Here is a 16,694-nt window from a genome sequence, read left to right as displayed (position 1 = left end):
TTCAATTCAGTAAAATTTTATAGTAATAATAGCAATGTCTACCCAGTGCTACTCGTCGTCACGTACTCCCGGGCGGCACGCAGAGACCTGCGAAACGCCTGTCGTGCCCATGAAGACTGTGTCGTTCGGCAGTTCGGGAGAGCAGCGTTGTTCGCCGGAACAGAGTTCGGGGCCTTTCAGGCGCTTCGGCTCCACGAGAAACACGACCTTGACGTGCAGATCGAGCACGTCGAACCGTTCGAGCCGACAGATGCTCCGGAGCATATCCGTGAGGCGGCCAAACGGTATGAGGCACGCGAGGAACCGGCGACGCCATACGAGCGGTTCGCGTCGGGGCGTGACCTCCCGGACCCGGACCAACTCCGAGGCGTTGACCTGTGAAGCTCCACGTCGCTGGAACCACGTACACGGGCGCTGTCGTCGACCTTCGCACCCGAAACGTCGACGGTCGGACCATCGCCGCAAGCATCCGCGGGCAGCAGTCCGTTCCGGTCGTTTCCTGTCCGGAACCACCGTTCGTGTACGCCTACGCAGGGCACGTCCATCCATCGATGGGACTGCGAACGCGGACTGCGCTCGCGGCTGCCGCTCGGTCACGGGGATACGAGACGCCACAGGACGACGCCATCACAGAGTGCCACGCCCAGCTGGCCGAACTTGAGTGCTCGCCGCCGGAGCTGCCGGACCCCATCGACCCAGTCCCGGAGTCGACCATCGACGGCCTGCAGGAAGCGGTCGCTACCCACCGCGGTCGCCTTACCGCTCGGCAGGCGGTCGGGGCGGACGACGGGGCGGTACAGGCTGACCTCCGGGACGCGGCGACAGAACTGAGCGAACGGGAGACCCGGCGGGCTGCCGCCAGAGAGACACGCGAACTCCGTCGGGAGCGGGCACGCGCCTATCGGGACACGCTGGAGGAACAGCGTCGGCTTACCGACGAACTGGCCAACCTCCGGCGGAGCGCCCGAGCGACCCTCGTTGACCGGTGCGCTGATACGTTCGCTCGGGCCATCGAAGCCGTTCCCGGGCCAGTTCCGGACGACCCGTTCGATGCCGACCCAGTAACGGCTGCCCTGGCCGTACTTCGGGTCGCCAAAACGCCTGCACCGGTCGTCCTCGAAACGGACCGGTTCAGGACGCCAGCGGCTGCGTCGGACTGTCTTGACGCCCCCGTCGTCCGTTGCTGAGTTTTAAATCGGAAGGCCGGGCCACCGTTCCTATGGTTACCTTCGACTGTCGCGCCGAGCGAGTCGACGGCGTGACGCTCGTCACAGCGACTGTCGGCAACATCGCCGAACCGACTCGAATTACTGTCCGGAACCGTCTCGATGGCCCTCTCTGGCCGCCGAGAACGCAGGGCGTTCCTGCAGCCGGTTGGTCCGAGGACGGGTTCGAAGGGGTCCTCAGACCGGAAACGCAGGCGCTCGGGTACGCGACGCCAGCCCCACCGTCTGCACAGCCGGCGGAGCTGGTGAGTACCGAGCCGGCACCTGATACGACGATAGCGGACGACCGACTCGACTCCGCGGACGCCGTTCTCAGAGAACTGGGTGACCCGTCGCCGCCTGCTGCTGCCGTCCCAACAGCTGAGTCAGTGCACGTAGCCGAAGCCGCGAGCGCTGGGCCGCCCGGTCCAATGCCGGAACAAGACATCGAACCGCAGCCAGCGGGACGCCAACCGTCAGCCGAACCGAGGACTGCGGCCGGGCACCAGCCGGACCAGCAACTCCCCGATGCAGTTTCGCAGTGGCTCGAAACCGTTGCTGGGCGGGTCGACCGTGCTGAGCGGCTAGCCGAGGCGGATTCGCTGTCAGCGGCGACGGCTGCGGTTCGCACGGCAGACGGCCTGTCTGGCGTCCGGACGGTCGCGGCACGGGGCGAGACCGACGAGCAAATGCTCCGGGCGCTGGCCCGACGGGCCGAGCGGCTCGCCGACCGACGAGCGGCTGCCACGGTGCCGACTGAGACCCTGTCCCGCCTGGCATGATTCTGGCAGTCACCGGCGGGAAAGGCGGTGTCGGCAAGTCGACTGTCGCGTACAATCTCGCGGCAGAACTCGACGCGCTCGAACGGACCGACAGCAGGGATTCGCACTCGACCGCGAACGCCGGGAGCGTCGTCGTTGACGGCGACCTCGGGATGGCGGACCTCCCGTCCAGTCGTGGTCCCGACCTGCACGACGTTCTTGCCGACCGCGCCGACCCGCACGAAGCTGTCCGGGAGGACGGTCCAGTGACTCTCGTCCCATGCGGACGAACGCTGGCCGGTGCTCGGAGTGCCGACTTGCGGGGGCTCACAGATGTATTCGCCGCGCTGGAGCGGACCTATCGCTGGGTCATTGTGGACTCGCCGGCGGGGATGCACGCCGACGTGGGGTTACCCCTTGCTGCTGCCGACGTTGCGGTACTCGTCACGACGCCGGAGGACGCGGCGCTCGCTGATGCGCTTCGGGTCCGGGCGCTGGCCCGCGAACTCGACGCCGGACTCTGTCGGGTCGTCCTCAACCGTGCCGGTCCGAACCCCGCGACCGGGGCTGTCGCGGACCGGTTCGGTGCACCAGCTGTCGCTATCCCGAAAAGTGAGCCGCTAGCGACGGCACAGGCCCATGGACAGCCGCTTCGAGAAACAGCGCCAGACACGTCGGCTCGGCGCTCGATTGAATCGCTCGCTGACGCCGTCTATTCCTGTAGCTCGGTGTAGGTCCCGCGTAGCGTGACCGGCGTTACGTCCGCTGTCTCTGCCGCTTCGGCCTGCGTAAGTGCCACGTCCTGCTCCTGAGCCGCAGTATAGAGACACGCCGCTGCGACGCCGGCCGGATTGCGCCCGCTGACCAGCCCGCGGTCCTGTGCCTCGTCGACGAGCTGTTCCGCGCGCTGGCGGCCGCCGTCGGCAGGTCCAGCGTCGTCGCGAACCGAGGGACGTACTCGCGTGGGTCAATCGGACCGGTCGGCAGCCCGAGCTCCCTGTTCAGAGCGTCGTAGGCCGCGCGGAGTTCCGCCTGTGTCGCCTTGGCGACGGTACAGAGTTCGTCGACGGTCCGGGCAACACCTTCGGTCCGGCAGGTGGCGTAGATGGCCGCGGCCGCAAACCCTTCCAGCGTCCGTCCCTGCAGCAGATCCTCGTTCTGTGCGGATTCGAACAGCACACAGGCCCGGTCCCGAATCGCGTCTGAAAGCGCCATTGAGCTGATGATACGTCGGATCTCGGTGAAGGCGTACACCTTGTTTCGCTCGCGTTTCGAGCTGATCTGGGCGCGGTTGTGCTCGCGCCGGAGGCGGGCGAACTGCCGCCGCTTGCGCCCTTTCAGCCGTGTCGACCGGCCGATCTTCGTCGAGAGCCCGCGGTCGTGACGCGACCGCGTCAGCGGCGCGCCCGTGCGTGCCCGGTCGGTGTCGTCATCCTCGAATGACCGCCACTCCGGGCCGGGGTCGATGGCGTCCTCGCCGACGACCAGCCCACAGCTGCCACAGACCGATTCGACGCCCTGTTGTTTGACTGACCCGTTACACTCCGGACATTGCGTTACCGTCGTACTCATGTTTCCACCTACGGCTGGATGGAGGGTTAAAAAACCGATGCAACGGCGGGTTTCCGGGCGCTTTTCGGCGAAACTGCCTACCGGTAACCGGTAGGTAGGAACTGGGATTGACACCAGCGCCTATCGAGATACCGACAGCATTAAATTCCAATGTAGAGAAGTAAATTTTTAATGGCATTGTCGGATATCGCCGCTGGTGTCGAGGTCACGACCCGCCAGCGTGACCGCGGCGTCGCTGCTGTCGACGAGACGGACGCGCCCCTCCCGGAGCGGCTGGTCCCGTTTGCCGACGACCTCCCGTGTTCGGCGGCGGCAGCGGCAACTGTCGTCGAGGCCTACGCAGCCGGTCGGAGTGTGGGCGATGCAGGCCGCGCCGCCGGTGTTGCGCCCGTGCTGGCCGCAAAGACGCTCCATCTCGTCGGCGAGCAAGTGTCACCGGTCGGCCCACAGGGCCGTGAGATAATCGCCGATTGGCTTGCCGGAGACCTCTCCCGCAGCGACGCCATCGCACTCGCTGACGTGACTGAACAGGAGTTTGCCCTGGCTGTGTACATCGAGACGCACGACCCGCTGCCCGCGGCCCGTGACGCCGTCGAGGGAGCGCTTACAACTGAGGACCGGGACCCGTTAGGAGAGACGATGAGCGACGTCGGCGAGCTGCTGTGAGCGTGTGTGAATAGCTTTTTCGGCGAGGTCGGGAGTGAGCGATGTCGGCGAGCTGCTGTGACGGTGTCGCAACTGCTCTCTCGCTCCCCACCTCTTGTCTGGGGCATGCTTAACACCCATGGCTGCAAACCCGGAGATATGTCGGCTTCGGAACTGGCGGACCGGGTGGCAGAGGTGCTTGCGACGGACAGCGAGGCGTTCAATGAGCGCGCTCGCGAGGAGGCGCAGGCGCTCAAATCCGCTGTTCGTGACGGGACGTTTGACAACACGGAAGCGATCGTTGGTATGGAACTGGAGCTGTATGCTGTTGATGAGCAAACCGACGCGCTCCAGCGGGTTCCCCGCCAGTTGCTTGAACTCATCGGGTTCGAGAAGGAACTTGGCCTGCACAATGCCGAGATGCAGACGAGCCCGCAGCCGCTGAACACCCACGGGCTGGCGGCCCAGCAAAACGAACTGAAGGCGTCGCTGATGCCAGCCCAGCAACGGGTACGCAACGAGGGCATCCGCCTCGTCTCCGACGGTATGTGGACTGTTCCGCCCGCCGGCGAGACAGCCGAGACGTATCTCTGTGACTGTGTCGAACAGAGCGGTGTCCGCATTGGGACGAACATGTCGGACTCCGTCCGCTATCACACGATGGCCAATACGGACTACCCCTCGGCGTTCGAAATTGACGCACCCCACGTCTCCCTGCAGGCCGAGACGGTGATGCCGGAATCACTTATCACTTCGATTCAACCCCACTACCAGATTCCCCACGCCCCGGACCTGCCGGAGTATTTCAGCTACGCGCTCCGAATTGCTGCGCCGCTGCTGGCGCTTGGCGTCAATTCGCCGTTTTTCCCGCCGGACCTGTACGACGACGCGCCCGACCCGGAGATCGTTGCGGGGGCGAACATGGAGAACCGCATCGGCGTCTTCGAGTCAGTCCTCAATCCGCCCGATGGCGATTCGACGCCACCGAAGGTCTGTTTCCCACCGGATTTCGACACCGTTGAGGATGCCATCGACGACATCGTCGCGGACGACACCATCGTCCCGGTCGACCTGCCGTCGGGCACCCGCTTCGACGACGACTTCGTTCACCTCCGGCACAAGCATGGCTCCTACTGGCGGTGGGTCAGGCCGGTGTTTGAGGGAGCCACCCGGTCGGCGGCTAACGCCCGCATCGAGTTCCGCCCGCTGGCCGCACAGCCGACCGTCGACGACGCGATTGGTTTTGCAGCCGTCTTTGCCGGCCTGATGGAGAGCCTACCGCGACTCGAACACCCAATCCAGTCACTGGACTGGGAGACGGCAAAGCAGAACTTCTACACCGCCGCTCGGAACGGCCTCCGGGCGAAAATCGAGTGGATCACCGCTGATGGAGCAACGACGACCAGCACCGAAGAGATATACGGTGAACTGTTCGAGCACGCACGCGAGGGCCTCGAACAGCGCGGCCTCTCGGCGGAGGAAGCCCATGGATACATCCGGCCGTTGCGCGAGCGCGTCGACCGCCGGCTCACGCCCGCACGCTGGAAACACGACTACGTCCGCCGCCGCGTCGAGGAGAACGTCCCGCTGGCCGAAGCCATCTGGGGGATGCAGGCCACCTACATCCGCCATCAGGAGGGGAACCTGCTGGAGGGGAGTTTCGTCGACTGGTTCGAGTAACCTCAGTCCCCGGTCGCTAGTTCCGACTGTTCCGCCTCCTCGCGTTGGTCCGCAATCCCTGCGCACGCGACGACGCTTGCGCCCAGTTCTTCGACACGCTCTATGATGTCTCCGTCGGCGATGGTGCCGTCCTCGAAGGCGGCCCACGAGTCGGGGATGGCGACATCTTGCGGGAGCGGCCAGCCCTTCAACTCCAGGACGGAGGCCCGAAGATGCTGTAGCGTCGGCGTGGGGAACCCGCCGCCGGCCACTGCAAGGATGCCGACGGTCGTCCCCTCGACATCCTCGATACTGCAGTAGTCGAGCGCCGTCTTCAGCGGTGAGGCGATTGTGCCATGATACACGGGCGTTCCGAGGACCATCGCGTCGGCCTCGCGGACACGGGCAGCGAGTTCCGGGCCGTCACCGGAGTCTGCCGCACTCGCGTCAGGGTCGAACAGCGGGAGGTCCCACTCTCGAAGGTCGATGTGTGCAACCGTCGCGCCAGCCCCCGCTGCTGCATCGAGGGCGTGCTGGACGGCGATTCTGGTTCCGCTCTCGTCACGAAGGCTGCCGCTGACACCGATAACGTGTGGCGTGTCGTGCATTGTGTGCCTGTTCGTAGCTGCCGCCTATCAGTAAGTATTCTGAGAAATGGATTTCAGTACGTATTCTGATAGGTGGCTACGTCGCCAGACGATCCGTTGTGACATTGCGATTTTCACCCGCGTTCACTGCGGAATACCCTGCCAACCCCGGCTATCGTTGTCTGTGACTACGCCTGGTCTTCGTCGTCGCCCGCTGTCTCGTCCGTCTCGCCGCCGGCTTCGGACTCCGCCGTCTCAGCTTCTGCGTCTGCCTCGTCCATCTCCTCGTGTTCGGCCTCCTCCGTCTCATCCATCTCCTCGTGTTCGTCGTGTTCAGCGAACTCGACTTCGGCTTCCAGTTCGATTTCGACGCCTTTGCCCTCTAGTTCTGCCTCGAACTCAGCCATGTCTTCGACTTCGGCTTCCAGTTCCGCTGTGTCTATCTCTACTTCGACTTCCACTTCGACGGAAACGTCGTCTCGGTCCATACTCATATTCTGAGGGGCTGACATAACTCCGTTTTGCAATCGGCACCCTGCGGACGACTTCGACATCGATATGTGTGTCAATCGCCGACAGGTTGCTATGAGCGACCCCGTGGATGTGACCGTTGACGCTGACGACGAGTCGGAGTCGGTCCGCATCCACGACGACGGCGGCGAGGTCGAAGCCGGCGACGCGACCGTCCGATTCAGCTTTTCTGGGACTGGCGACGATGTGCAGTCCAGCGGTGACGACGAGCAGTCACCCGACGACAACGACGACGGTGACGAGCCGCGCCGTATCGTCGACCTCGATTCGGTGCCCACCGACAGCACGCTCGTCTTCGAGGCGCGCGACGGTCGGCGCGGTGTCAACTGCATCCTGCACCGTTCGGGCGATGCCGTCGCCGCCTGGCGCAACTCCTGTCCCCACCAGCCCGAGGTCCCGCTGGACCCGGGCCGGGGCGCGATTGTACGGGGTGACCAGCTGGTGTGTCACAAACACGGCGCGCAGTTCGAACCCGACGACGGCGTCTGCACGCATGGGCCCTGCGCTGGCGATGCTCTCGACAGTATCGAGGTCTCGGTTCGGGACGGCGACGTGTACCTGACCGACGAGCGCTTCGAGCGGGCCGACCGGCGCTGACACGCTGTCAGACTGTTTTCGGTTATCTCCCAATAAGCAGCGCCGTCAGTCGTCGGCGACGGCCGGTTCGCTGTTGTTCCGCGGGTCGGCCTCACGCCACGTTCCTCGGAGGAACCAGGCCGCTGCAAGGCCGGCCGCGAGGACGTTCGAGACGGCGAAGGCCAGCCAGATGCCCTGTTCGGCCAGTGAGTACGCGAAGAGGTCGACGACCTGCGGGCCGAGCCATGCCGGGACCGAGACCGGGCGGGAGGCGACCCAGGCGACCGGCAGGCGGATGATTCCCAGCATGGTAACTGCCAGCGCCGCTGCGGTGAGTGTCTTGCCGGCCCCACGGAACCCGCCGGAGTAGGCCCGAACGATGCCGATGAAGCCGAAGGTCGGGGCGACCCACTGGAGGAACTCGGCCCCGATGCGGACGACCTCGGGGTCGTCGCTGAACACGCTCACGACGGCTGGGGCGGCGAAGATAGTAACCACGCCGAGGACGGTGAGGATGGCAAACGAGACTTTTGCGGCGAAGTGGTTCGCCGTCGCTGCGCGGTCAGGCCGCTCGGCACCGAGGTTCTGGCCGGTCATCGTCTCGACGCCGCGGTCCATCGCGATGGCCGGCATGAACACCAGCGAGAACACGCGGATACCGACGCCGAAGGCTGCCACGACGGTCACGGAGAACGTCCCGACGATGAACAGCATGGCGTTGACCGACAGTGCGCGGCCAGTCCCCTCAACGGAGGCCGGGATGCCCAGCCTGAGCAGTTTCCGGAGGTACTCCAGGTCGGGGGCCATATCGCTGAGGTGAATCCGCACGCCGCGCCTCCCCGACAGGAGGATACCGATGCCGACGACTAGCGCCACACCGCGGGAGAAGATGGTCGCGACGGCCGCGCCGACGACACCCATCTCGGGGAACACCCACCAGCCGAAGATGAGGAACGGGTCGATGACGATGTTCAGTACGACGGTCCCGAACATCACCAGCATCGGCGTGATGGTGTCCCCGGCCCCGCGCATCAGTGAGATGAACACGAAGAAGCCGAACATCGCCGTCAGCCCGAGCGAAACGACCTGTAGGTAGCCTGTCGCGCCCGGGAGCACCTCGTTGGATGCGCCCAGCAGCGACAGAAAGTCCTCGACGAAGAAGTAGCCGGCCGTGCCGAGCAACACGGAGGCCAGCAGCGCGAACGTCACGGTCTGGGAGGCGGCGTACTCGGCCTCGCGGTGCTCCTCGGCCCCGGTGTGCTGGGCGACCAGCACGCTGCCTGCCACTGACAGTCCCATGCCGAGCGAGATGAGCAGGAAGATCATCGGGAAGGCAAAGGAGATTGCCGCAAGCGCTGTCGTAGAATACTGGCCGAGCCAGAACGTGTCGGCGAGGTTGTACGCCACCTGGAGCAGGTTCGTGATGACGATGGGGAAGGAGAGAAACAGCAGCGGCTTGCCGATGTCGCCGCTTGTCAGTTCTAGTTCCTCTTGCCCCTTGAACAGGTTCCCGAGTCGCGCTCCCAAGCGGCCTAGTTTCTGCCGGACGCTCACGCTGTGACCTCCTGCTGTCCGTCGAGAAGGTGCGTCTCGACGTACTCGGTGAGCATCCGTCTGGTACACTTGACCGGGCGTCCGGTCGTGACGCGCTCGGTCGCAGCCCCGGTCAGCACGGTGACGATGAACTGGGCGGTCTCATCGGCGTCGAGGTCCGATTTGAACGTCCCGTCAGCGATACCGTCTTCGAGAATCACTTCGAGTTCGTCGACGAGGTAATCGTCGAACTTCGTGAGCCGCTCGCGAAAGCCAGGTTCGTATGGCGCGTGGGCGCGGATTTCGAGAATCGCCGTCCCGAACTCTTCGCTCCCGTCATCCGGCTTGTCCAGCACGGAATCGATGAGCGAAAGCAGGCGCTCGTGTGGGGTCTCGCCGGCGGGGTCCTCGATCCGGTCGACGAACCCGTCATAGAGGTATTCGAGGAACGCACAGAGGAGGTCGTGTTTGCTGTCGTAGTGGTAGTGGAGGGCAGCCTTGCTCTTGTCCGACTCGTCAGCGATGTCCTGCATCGTCAGATCCGCGTAGCCGTGCGTACACAGCGCACGGTAGGTCGCATCCATAATATCGTCGGCCGTATCGCCGTCATCCATTACGTGTTACTAACTGACTGGTCAGTCAAGTATTCGTCGGTACCGTCTGCGGGTGGGTTCGCATGCCCTGCTATATCGGGCTCAGACTCGCGGGAGCCGTCGCTCTGGGAGAGGTCGGAACGACGGCAGAAGGCCAGTCGCTACTCCTTCAGGTCGAGGTCGAACTGTTCGTGTTCGCTTGCGGCGTTGAGTACGACGGAGGTGTTCGACTCCCTGATATCCGGGTCGGTGAGGAGCTCTTTGATCTGGGCGTTCATGCCGTCGGTATCGGTGAACTTCCCGACCGCGATGATGTCGTAGTCGCCGGTGACCTCGTACACGGAGATCATCTGCTTGTGTTCTTTGAGGTCTTCGGTGACTGCCGGGAGCGACGACCCCTCCACCTTGAGCTGGATGATTGCCGTCACGTCGTAGCCAAGCTTGTCGTAATCGACCTTGGGGGTGTACCCGTTGATGATCCCCTCGTCCTCAAGATCGGAGAGGTGATTTGAGACGGTTGTTACCGATACGTCGAGGTCCTCTCCGAGGCTTCGGAGGCTGGCACGGCCATCCCCAAGCAGGGCATTCACTAGCTCACGGTCGAGATTTTCGTACGTCATTACATCGGGGGACGCCCCCCAGGGATTAGAATTTTACGAATGTCCAAATGTAGGCGAAAGCGTCGAAACCTTTGCGCAAATCAGCAGGGTTTTAGTAGTAGCACCGCTCCTATCGGGTGTCCAAAGATGACAAGCGAACTTTCAGAGGCGGCACAGGAGGTACTCGACGAAATCGACGAGAAGAACGTCGACTTCCTCCGGCTCCAGTTTACCGACATCCTCGGCACGATCAAGAACGTCTCGATCACAGCCGACCAGGCAGAGAAAGCGTTCACAGAGGGGATTTACTTCGACGGCTCCTCGATCAACGGCTTCGTCCGGATTCAGGAGTCCGACATGCGTCTGGACCCGGACCCCTCGACGTTCTCCGTGCTCCCGTGGAGAGAAAACGTCGAAGGCGGTTCCAGTGCCCGTCTCATCTGTGATGTCATCGACACCTCGACCGGCGAACCGTTCTCCGGTGACCCGCGCGGCGTCCTGAAGCGTGCGATCGAGCGCGCAAACGACATGGGCTATACGGTCAACGCCGCCCCCGAGCCCGAGTTCTTCCTGTTCGAAGAAGACGAAGAGGGCCGTGCGACGACCAAGACCAACGACGCCGGTGGCTACTTCGACCTCGCGCCGAAGGACCTCGCCTCCGACGTGCGCCGTGACATCATCTACGGCCTCGAAGACATGGGCTTCGACATCGAAGCCTCCCACCACGAGGTCGCTCAGGGCCAGCACGAGATCAACTTCACCTACGACGACGCGCTCTCGACGGCCGACAACGTCGCAACCTTCCGCTCTGTCGTCCGCGCCATCGCGGCCGAGCACGACCTGCACGCGACGTTCATGCCGAAACCTATCCCGAAGATCAACGGCTCCGGGATGCACACGCACCTCTCGCTGTTCACCGAGGACGGCGAGAACGCGTTCCACGACGAGGACGACGAGTTCAACCTCTCCGAGACGGCAAAGAGCTTCACCGCCGGTATCCTCAAGCACGCACCGGCTATCACGGCCGTCTCGAACCCGACCGTGAACTCCTACAAGCGTCTGGTCCCGGGCTACGAGGCACCCGTCTACGTCGCCTGGTCCGACCGTAACCGCTCGGCGCTCATCCGCAAGCCGGCCGCCCGCACCCCGGCCGCAAGCCGTATCGAGGCTCGCTTCCCCGACCCGTCGTGTAACCCGTACCTCGCCTTCGCCGCACTCATCCACGCCGGTCTCGACGGCGTCGAGCAGGACCTCGAATGCGACGACCCTGTCCGCGAGAACATCTACGACTTCGACGAGGAGAAACGCGAGGAGTACGGCATCACCACGCTCCCGTCGAACCTCGGCGAAGCCGTCGAAGCGCTCGAAGACGACGAAGTGATTCAGGACGCTCTCGGCGAGCACGTCTACGAGAACTTCGTCGAGGCCAAAACGCAGGAGCACAAGGAGTACCTCGTCGACGTCTCCGACTGGGAACTCGACCGCTACCTCGAGAAGTTCTAAACGGCTTCCACTTCAGTATTTTTTCGCGAGTTGCTCGCCGGCCAGCGGTAGCGTTAGCAGGGCCCCGGTCCCAAGCCCCGCAAGTAACGTGACGACGCCCGGCGTCGGGTCTAACCCGAACGTCACCCCGAGCAACGTTCCAACCGAGACAACGCCCAGCAGCGCTGTGATACCGACACCGTGCCGGGTCGGTTCCGGGATTGAATCTCCTAGGAGCGCCCAGACCACGGCACCCGCGACAGCGACACCCAGCGCGCCGGCCGAATTGCGGGAAACGCCGGTGACGAACAGCCCTGCCACGGCGATGACTGCCGCGAAGCCGAATACTCGCTCGGGCGTTTTGAGTGCGCCGAGGGCGAGTACGAGGGCTGTCCCGGCGATGGCAAAGCCCGCGACGATGTCGGCGAGGTAGTGGACGCCGAGCACCAGCCTGGAGAGCCCGACGAGGGCAATGATTGTCGCGGCGACAGCGGTGCGCTGTCGACGCGTGCCGACCCGGAGCGCCCACGCGATGCCGCCCCAGACGAGCAGCGAAAGGGTGGCGTGGCCACTGGGGAAGCCAAACCCTTCGCCGGTCGCCATCGACTCGTAGACGCCCCGCAGCGCCGCCGGGAGCAGTTCGGCGTGGGTGGCCGTGCCCGCCCCGGGCGGCCGTGGCAGCGCGAACACGCCTTTCAGTGACACGACGAGCGCGACGCCGACGGCGAGCAGTGCCACCAGCATCGCCGTCCGGTCGCGAGTGAGGTCCTGCCCGAGTTTCGGCGTCCACGGGCCGAGCCAGTACAGCAGGCCACAGGCCAGAAACGTGAACCAGAAATCACCCAGCTGGGTGATTAGGGAGAACAGCACGACGACTGCGCCGGGCAGCGCCGACAGCACCTCGGTGACGCCGACAGCCCGTATCACTGTCGCCAGTCGCGCACGCGGTCAACGAGTCGTCCGGGGAGGCCGGTGGCAGTAAGCGTCACACCGACAGCAATCATGATAGCGTAAAGGCCCAGTACCGACAGCCAGATGACCAGCATCGCCAGCACGGCCCAGAGCCCCTTCAGGTAGTAGAACGCGCCAAGGGTCATGATCGTGCCGTACAGCAAGACGATGTAGGGGCCCCACTGTCGGGCGTGGCCGCGGCGCATCCGGCGGCGGACGTACTGCTTGAGGTCCGACCGCACCTCGTCACGGTGGAGCGTCCGGCCCTCGATGTCCTCGCGGAACGACTCGAACTCCTCGCGGAGTTCTTGTAGTTCCTCGTCTGTCAGCGTATCAGTGTCTCGTCCGGTTGGCCCGGTTCCGGCTGGCGGGGGCGTGTCGGTCTCGTCAGCGTCCTCACTCATCGCTTTGCCGGACCGTCGGCGCGATACCTGTTGTAGTTGCCGGTCCGCGAGCGCTGCGTTGACCGCCGCGCCCACGAGGAGCACCTGTCCGGCGAAGTAGAACCACGTCACGAGCAACAGGACCCCGCCGATGACGCCATACACCTGATAGGAATCGGCCTGCGCCGCATAGACGTTGAACCCCGTCCCGAGCAGTGTCCACCCACCACCGGCAAACACCGCGCCGGGAACGGCCTCCCGCAGTGTCATCTCTTGGTCGGGAAAGAGGTAGTACAGCGGGAGGAAGGCGACTGCCAGCACGGGAACGAGCGCGAGCCCGCCGAGCGCGACCTGTACGCCGAGCACCGTCCCGAACGCGCCGATGATACCGAGCCCGACCAGTGCGATGCCGATGCCGCCTAGCGCGGCCAGCCCGTCGACGATTTCTCGGACAATCGAGTCGGGGCCGTCCGTCCCGTAGACGCGGCTGAAGGCCGTATCCAGTCCGCGAAACACCTTGAGCGCGCTCCACAGCGTCACGCCGACACCGAGCACAGTCGCACCACCGCGACCGGCCCCGCTGGTCAGCGCGTCTTCGAGCAGTGTCGACGCCGCCGGTGTGAGCACATCTCCCGCCGCCGTCACGATTCGCTCTGCGAAGGCTTCTCCGCCCGCCAGCGTGCCGACGACCAGCGTCAGCAACAACAGCGGCAGGAGCGAGACGAACATGTAGTAGGCGATGCCGGCGGCGAGAAAGGAGACCTCCTCTTCCTGAACGGTTCGGATGACAGCCCGACCGACGGAGACAGCGCGTGTGCGGTCCACGCGAGCACGTCAGAGTGGAGCCACAAATATACTGTCGACTGGCTGATGTCAGTCGGCCATCGACGCTATCTCAGTCGTCGAGCGCTGCGTCGGGCCGGTACGACCGGCTCACGACCCGCCACGTCCCCGACCGGAACCGATAGTAGGTCACCGCCGCGGGAACCGCCGTTTCGACGACGAGCGAGGCGTATAGCGCGAGTTTGCCAAGCGGCGTGACGTAGCCGAGATACGCCAGTGGGAGGGCAAACAGGTACATCCCGGCCAGCTGTGAGTAAAACGGCCAGCGCGTGTCGCCGCTGGCACGGAGCGGCCCGACTGAGCCGCCGTCGACGCCACGGAACACGACACTGGCACACGCAACGGCGACGAACACTGTCACCAGCGGGAGCACTGTGGGGTCCGAAACGAACAGACGGGCGATGCCCCGCGAGAACGGGAGCAGCATTGCTGCGACGACGATGTACACGCCGATACTCAGCCGGAGTACTGTCTCCGCCCAGATGGTCGCCTCGGCCTCGTCATCGTCGCCGAGTGCCTGCCCAACGAGGCTACTCGATGCGAGGCTCAGCCCCCAGTTCGGCGTATCAAGCAGCGCCCGGACGCGGAGTGCCACGACGTAGGCCGAGACGACGCCGGGCCCGAACAGGCCGACGATGAACAGCCGGGGGAACTGCGCCCCGGTCCGTGCGAGGTTGGCCCCTACGAGCGGGGCCCCGGTCCTCGTGAGGTCGCGAGCCAGTCCGCTATCGAAGAACGGCCGGGTGACCGGTATCTGTATCGGCAGTGTACCGACGAGTGGGAGTCGTCCACGAGTCAGCCCGACAGCGAACCCGACCGTGACGAGGACGTTCGCAACGACTGTCCCGAGCGCCGCACCGACGACACCGAGGTCAGCCACGAAAATGAGGACGGCGCTCAGCACGATGTTTCCGACCGCACCGCCGGCCCGTAACAGCATCGGCGTCCATGCGTCATCAGCCCCGACGAGTGCTCGGCTCCCGATGAGGTTGAGCACTGCAAACGGCACACCGAGGGCGACGACGCGCAAGTACCGCACACCGTACCTGATTGCCTGTGGCCCTGTCCCAACCAGATCGACGAGTAAGCCTGGAAGGACCCAGTACACCACTGCGAACGGGACAGTGGCCGCTACCACGACGACACTGCTGGTCGTAACGGTGACCGCTAGCTCCTCGCCGGCGTCGGCCCCGTAGCGCTGTGACACCATGCCGATAGTCCCACCAGCAACACCTGCGCCCAGCGCGAACACCAGTTCCCAGAACGGCGCGGCGAAGCCGACGCCGGCGATGGCGGTCGGTCCGAGCGCCAGCCCCACCATCGCCACGTCGACCGTCGACTTCGACATCCGGGCGAGTCCGGTGACGATCCGGGGCCAGGACAGGTCCGTCGCTCGCCGGACCCGCTCGCGTTCGACAAGCCCGAACCGCGCGAGCAAGCTGCCGACGAGCAGCAGGACGCCACGGACTGGATTGTACGTGGAGGGCACGTGTTCGCCCCTCCTTTGCAGTCGAACAGGAAAGGCGTTAAGAAAGGGGAGCCGCCCTCACAGGGTTTATACAGCGCCGCCGCAACGACCGGGTATGGATACGGAAGCGGCCATCCGGAACGGGACGATGCAGGTGACGATCCTGTTGCTCGTCGCGGCCGCGCTGGCTATTGGCTTTGGCGTCGCCGGGGTCGGCGCGTCCCTGCCGATTGTCGTGGGCCTGCTGGTACTGACGGCTGTGCTGTACGCCGTCCGCCCTGACGAGGACCGATTCGGTTCCGTCGCCGGTGTCGATCTGGACGGCGTCGTCCAGTCGCTGTGGCTCGCGCCGCTCGTTACGGCTCTGCCGCTGCTCGTTCGCCTGTCGGCCACACCCGGCGAGGTGCAGGCTATCGGCGGGCTGCTTGGGCTCGCGGGGATGGCGAACTACTTCCTGCGCCCGGTGTATCTGCTGGGCTATGACCTCGTCTCCGCGGTTCGAGAGAGCGTCGGCCGGGCGAACGGTCGGTGAGGCGATTGCCGACGGCGACGCTCGCCACGGGATTTACACAGTCCGGCTGTGTGGTACGACTGGCGACACTATGCCGTGGCCACAGCCAACATCTTGCCGGAGGCGGTCGGCGTGATTGCCGCTCGGCTTCGAATTCGCCTCCCAGAGGACATCTGGATCGCTGACGTCTCACAGGCGAACCCGCAGGCCACGTTCCGGTTGCTCTCCGGTATTCGAGCCGCGACGAGGGCGGTCGAACTCGGCGAGGTAATTACCGATGACCCCGCGACCGCCGGCGACGCTATCGCGACGCATCCCTCGGTTACCGCATACGAGGAACTGGAACGCACTGCCGATCGGGTACTCGCGAAGTACGAGACGACGGACACGGACCTGTACGAGTTCGTCGCTGAGTCCGGCCTCCCTATCGAGTACCCGGTCACTGCCGAGAACGGCTGGTACGAGTTCGACCTCACCGGGTCCCGTGCGGAGTTCGACCACTTCCGGACGGCGATTGAGGACGCAGGTCGGCAGTACGAGCTGCTGTCGCTCGTTCACAGCACAGATCCGTCCGGACTCCTGACAGAGCGCCAGCGGGACGTCCTCATGGCTGCGCTCCGAGCGGGCTACTTTGAGTTGCCCCGCGACTGCACGCTCGCCGACCTAGCGTCGGCGCTCGATATCGACAAGTCGACCGCGAGCCGTGTGCTCAGACGTGGACAGACGCGAATTGTCAAGTGGTTTCTCACCACGGCGGCCTCGCAGTCCCCGGAGAATCGCTAACCGTGAGTGACG

18 protein-coding genes and 1 pseudogene are annotated in these 16,694 nt (G+C 64.8%); 10 read left to right on the top strand and 9 right to left on the bottom strand.

The annotated features are described in order from the left end of the window. Nucleotides 1–45: 45 nt before the first annotated feature. The 4 genes from G9463_RS07670 to G9463_RS07655 are packed head-to-tail and all read left to right on the top strand — an operon-like array spanning nt 46 to nt 2,700. Nucleotides 46–381: a hypothetical protein gene (locus G9463_RS07670; RefSeq protein ID WP_049939047.1), complete on the top strand. Its 336-nt coding sequence runs from the start codon at nt 46–48 to the stop codon at nt 379–381. Beyond that, on the top strand, nt 378–1,187 hold the full coding sequence (locus G9463_RS07665) for a hypothetical protein (RefSeq protein WP_165896386.1): 810 nt from the start codon (nt 378–380) through the stop codon (nt 1,185–1,187). The genes G9463_RS07670 and G9463_RS07665 overlap by 4 nt, the downstream gene beginning before the upstream one ends. 32 nt (nt 1,188–1,219) lie before the next feature. Next, nucleotides 1,220–1,987, top strand: coding sequence for a hypothetical protein (locus tag G9463_RS07660; RefSeq protein WP_165896385.1), 768 nt, complete (start codon nt 1,220–1,222; stop codon nt 1,985–1,987). Next, the gene (locus tag G9463_RS07655; RefSeq protein ID WP_121302145.1) at nt 1,984–2,700 is read left to right on the top strand and encodes a P-loop NTPase; all 717 of its coding nucleotides are present in this window, start codon (nt 1,984–1,986) and stop codon (nt 2,698–2,700) included. Before G9463_RS07660 ends, G9463_RS07655 begins: the two co-directional genes overlap by 4 nt. On the opposite strand, the pseudogene G9463_RS07650 reads toward G9463_RS07655, so the two are convergent. Continuing rightward, nucleotides 2,679–3,538: pseudogene (locus G9463_RS07650) on the bottom strand (transcription initiation factor IIB family protein). The gene G9463_RS07655 and the pseudogene G9463_RS07650 overlap by 22 nt on opposite strands. A 171-nt stretch (nt 3,539–3,709) precedes the next feature. Between G9463_RS07650 and G9463_RS07645 the strand changes: the two are divergent. Together G9463_RS07645 and G9463_RS07640 are read left to right on the top strand one after the other, a co-directional pair. Beyond that, nucleotides 3,710–4,204, top strand: a complete 495-nt coding sequence (locus G9463_RS07645; RefSeq protein ID WP_165896384.1) for a hypothetical protein — start codon at nt 3,710–3,712, stop codon at nt 4,202–4,204. A 138-nt stretch (nt 4,205–4,342) separates the two neighbouring features. Further along, nucleotides 4,343–5,863 (top strand): hypothetical protein, encoded by a 1,521-nt coding sequence (locus tag G9463_RS07640; RefSeq protein ID WP_165896383.1) that lies wholly within the window; start codon nt 4,343–4,345, stop codon nt 5,861–5,863. Between the two features lie 2 nt (nt 5,864–5,865). Here the strand turns inward: G9463_RS07640 and G9463_RS07635 are convergent, their stop codons facing one another. Beyond that, nucleotides 5,866–6,450, bottom strand: a complete 585-nt coding sequence (locus G9463_RS07635) for an NADPH-dependent FMN reductase (RefSeq protein WP_127013910.1) — start codon at nt 6,448–6,450, stop codon at nt 5,866–5,868. 167 nt (nt 6,451–6,617) lie between these two features. Continuing rightward, a complete protein-coding gene (locus G9463_RS07630) occupies nt 6,618–6,917 on the bottom strand; it encodes a hypothetical protein (protein ID WP_007187829.1) in 300 nt (99 codons plus the stop codon). A gap of 97 nt (nt 6,918–7,014) precedes the next feature. Between G9463_RS07630 and G9463_RS07625 the strand changes: the two genes are divergently transcribed. Beyond that, nucleotides 7,015–7,557, top strand: coding sequence for a Rieske 2Fe-2S domain-containing protein (locus tag G9463_RS07625; RefSeq protein ID WP_007187830.1), 543 nt, complete (start codon nt 7,015–7,017; stop codon nt 7,555–7,557). Nucleotides 7,558–7,602: 45 nt separating this feature from the next. Here the strand turns inward: G9463_RS07625 and G9463_RS07620 are convergent, their stop codons facing one another. From G9463_RS07620 to lrp, 3 genes are all read right to left on the bottom strand, one after another. Beyond that, nucleotides 7,603–9,090, bottom strand: a complete 1,488-nt coding sequence (locus G9463_RS07620) for an MATE family efflux transporter (protein ID WP_004960120.1) — start codon at nt 9,088–9,090, stop codon at nt 7,603–7,605. Beyond that, complete coding sequence (locus G9463_RS07615) at nt 9,087–9,683, bottom strand: TetR/AcrR family transcriptional regulator (RefSeq protein WP_011224422.1); 597 nt, start codon at nt 9,681–9,683, stop codon at nt 9,087–9,089. The genes G9463_RS07620 and G9463_RS07615 overlap by 4 nt, the downstream gene beginning before the upstream one ends. Nucleotides 9,684–9,823: 140 nt before the next feature. Next, nucleotides 9,824–10,282 carry an HTH-type transcriptional regulator Lrp gene (gene lrp / locus G9463_RS07610; protein WP_004960124.1) on the bottom strand — a complete coding sequence of 153 codons (459 nt, stop codon included), beginning with the start codon at nt 10,280–10,282 and terminating at the stop codon, nt 9,824–9,826. A 126-nt stretch (nt 10,283–10,408) separates the two neighbouring features. On the opposite strand from lrp, the gene glnA reads away from it, so the two are divergent. Further along, nucleotides 10,409–11,764: a type I glutamate--ammonia ligase gene (glnA, locus tag G9463_RS07605; RefSeq protein WP_004960127.1), complete on the top strand. Its 1,356-nt coding sequence runs from the start codon at nt 10,409–10,411 to the stop codon at nt 11,762–11,764. Nucleotides 11,765–11,776: 12 nt separating this feature from the next. Here the strand turns inward: glnA and G9463_RS07600 are convergent, their stop codons facing one another. The 3 genes from G9463_RS07600 to G9463_RS07590 form a co-directional block, all read right to left on the bottom strand. Then, the gene (locus G9463_RS07600; RefSeq protein ID WP_165896382.1) at nt 11,777–12,670 is read right to left on the bottom strand and encodes a phosphatase PAP2 family protein; all 894 of its coding nucleotides are present in this window, start codon (nt 12,668–12,670) and stop codon (nt 11,777–11,779) included. Continuing rightward, complete coding sequence (locus tag G9463_RS07595; protein ID WP_004960133.1) at nt 12,667–13,902, bottom strand: YihY/virulence factor BrkB family protein; 1,236 nt, start codon at nt 13,900–13,902, stop codon at nt 12,667–12,669. Before G9463_RS07595 ends, G9463_RS07600 begins: the two co-directional genes overlap by 4 nt. A gap of 70 nt (nt 13,903–13,972) precedes the next feature. Further along, a complete protein-coding gene (locus G9463_RS07590; RefSeq protein WP_127013909.1) occupies nt 13,973–15,409 on the bottom strand; it encodes an MATE family efflux transporter in 1,437 nt (478 codons plus the stop codon). Between the two features lie 94 nt (nt 15,410–15,503). On the opposite strand from G9463_RS07590, the gene G9463_RS07585 reads away from it, so the two are divergent. Then, a complete protein-coding gene (locus G9463_RS07585) occupies nt 15,504–15,920 on the top strand; it encodes a hypothetical protein (protein ID WP_127013908.1) in 417 nt (138 codons plus the stop codon). Nucleotides 15,921–15,995: 75 nt separating this feature from the next. Continuing rightward, nucleotides 15,996–16,682, top strand: a complete 687-nt coding sequence (locus G9463_RS07580) for a helix-turn-helix domain-containing protein (RefSeq protein WP_241244094.1) — start codon at nt 15,996–15,998, stop codon at nt 16,680–16,682. The last annotated feature ends 12 nt before the right edge of the window (nt 16,683–16,694 follow it).

Source organism: Haloarcula sp. JP-Z28 (genome assembly GCF_011440255.1).
Classification (GTDB): Archaea; Halobacteriota; Halobacteria; order Halobacteriales; family Haloarculaceae; genus Haloarcula; species Haloarcula marismortui.
Note: the sequence above shows the minus strand (reverse complement) of the source record. Positions and strands in the feature narration are given on the sequence as shown.